The sequence below is a fragment of the Acetatifactor muris genome (genome assembly GCF_024623325.1).
In the GTDB taxonomy this organism is placed as follows: domain Bacteria; phylum Bacillota; class Clostridia; order Lachnospirales; family Lachnospiraceae; genus Acetatifactor; species Acetatifactor muris.
Map to the genome: position 1 here is coordinate 1 of NZ_JANJZD010000094.1, position 1,390 is coordinate 1,390.

Sequence of the window (1,390 nt, forward strand, 5' to 3'; positions counted from 1 at the left end):
CACACCTCATCGCCACCCTTTTCAACGGATGTGCGTTCGGACCTCCACTGCCTTTTACGGCAGCTTCATCCTGGACATGGGTAGATCACCCGGTTTCGGGTCTGCGCGTACTGACTAATGAGAATCAGATGATTCTCTTTGCCCTTTTCAGACTCGGTTTCCCTTCGGCTCCGCGGGTCTTCCGCTTAACCTTGCCGGCACGCGCAACTCGCCGGACCGTTCTACAAAAAGTACGCGGTTGTGCTCTTACGGCACTCCCACAGCTTGTAGACGCGGGGGTTCAGGTTCTCTTTCACTCCCCTCACGGGGTCCTTTTCACCTTTCCTTCACAGTACTGTGCTCTATCGGTCACCAGCGGGTATTTAGCCTTGCGGGGTGGTCCCCGCTTCTTCCCACAGGGTTTCTCGTGTCCCGTGGTACTCTGGATCCTGCCGCCTCTGCTCAAGTTTCGTCTACGGGGCTTTCACCCTCTCCGGCTGGTCTTCCCAGTTCCATTCCACTACTCTTACAGTTGACTTTTGCAGTCCTAAACCCCGGAGTGCTCGCACTCCGGTTTGGGCTCTTCCGGGTTCGCTCGCCGCTACTTCCGGAATCGATTTTTCTTTCTTTTCCTCCGGCTACTTAGATGTTTCAGTTCGCCGGGTTCCCCCTGTACACCTATGGATTCAGTGCACAGTGACAGGAGTTTTTCCTGCCGGGTTTCCCCATTCAGACATCTGCGGCTCTGTGCTTATTTGCAGCTCCCCGCAGCTTTTCGCAGCTTATCACGTCTTTCTTCGGCCCCTGGTGCCAAGGCATCCGCCCCGCGCCCTTCTTTGCTTAACCTCTTGTCTTTCGACTCTTTCCCTTTTCGCGTCTAGCGTGGCGCTACTTCGGGTCCTCTGCTTCCTGCCTTTCGGCTTTCCGCTCTTGCTTTTTTGCCTCTTTTTTGTGTCTTTCGACACTCCTCGATTGTCTTGTTTGTTTTGGATTTGCAGTATTCGGTTTTCAAGGTACAATTATATTGACTGTTTTATCAGTCATTAGAAAGCAAATTTTTACTCTCTAATCACTGGTAAAACTATTTATTTTTATTCCGGCAGCCACCTGCTCTCCCATATCGTCTCCAATATAGTACCATCGGCCGCTCAGGTCTTAACCTTGTCGTGTTCGGGATGGGAACGGGTGTTTCCCCCAAGCGCATCGCCACCGGAATTATGAACTTGTTTGCTTCCTATATGGTGATGCGCTTTGCGTATCCACCATCGGAATTTCTTAACATCCAAACAGTAATGCAACCCCTACTTCTTCCCTCTCGCTGCTTCTCACAGCTTCCTTAGAAAGGAGGTGATCCAGCCGCACCTTCCGATACGGCTACCTTGTTACGACTTCACCCCAGTTACCAGGCCTG

At 52.0% G+C, this 1,390-nt stretch carries 3 rRNA genes; all 3 read right to left on the reverse strand.

The annotated features are described in order from the left end of the window. Positions 1-825: ribosomal RNA gene (locus NSB25_RS29005) — 23S ribosomal RNA — on the reverse strand; the annotation flags it as partial. 248 nt (positions 826-1,073) lie between these two features. After that, positions 1,074-1,193, reverse strand: a 5S ribosomal RNA gene (rrf, locus tag NSB25_RS29010). Positions 1,194-1,319: 126 nt separating this feature from the next. Next, positions 1,320-1,390: ribosomal RNA gene (locus NSB25_RS29015) — 16S ribosomal RNA — on the reverse strand; the annotation flags it as partial.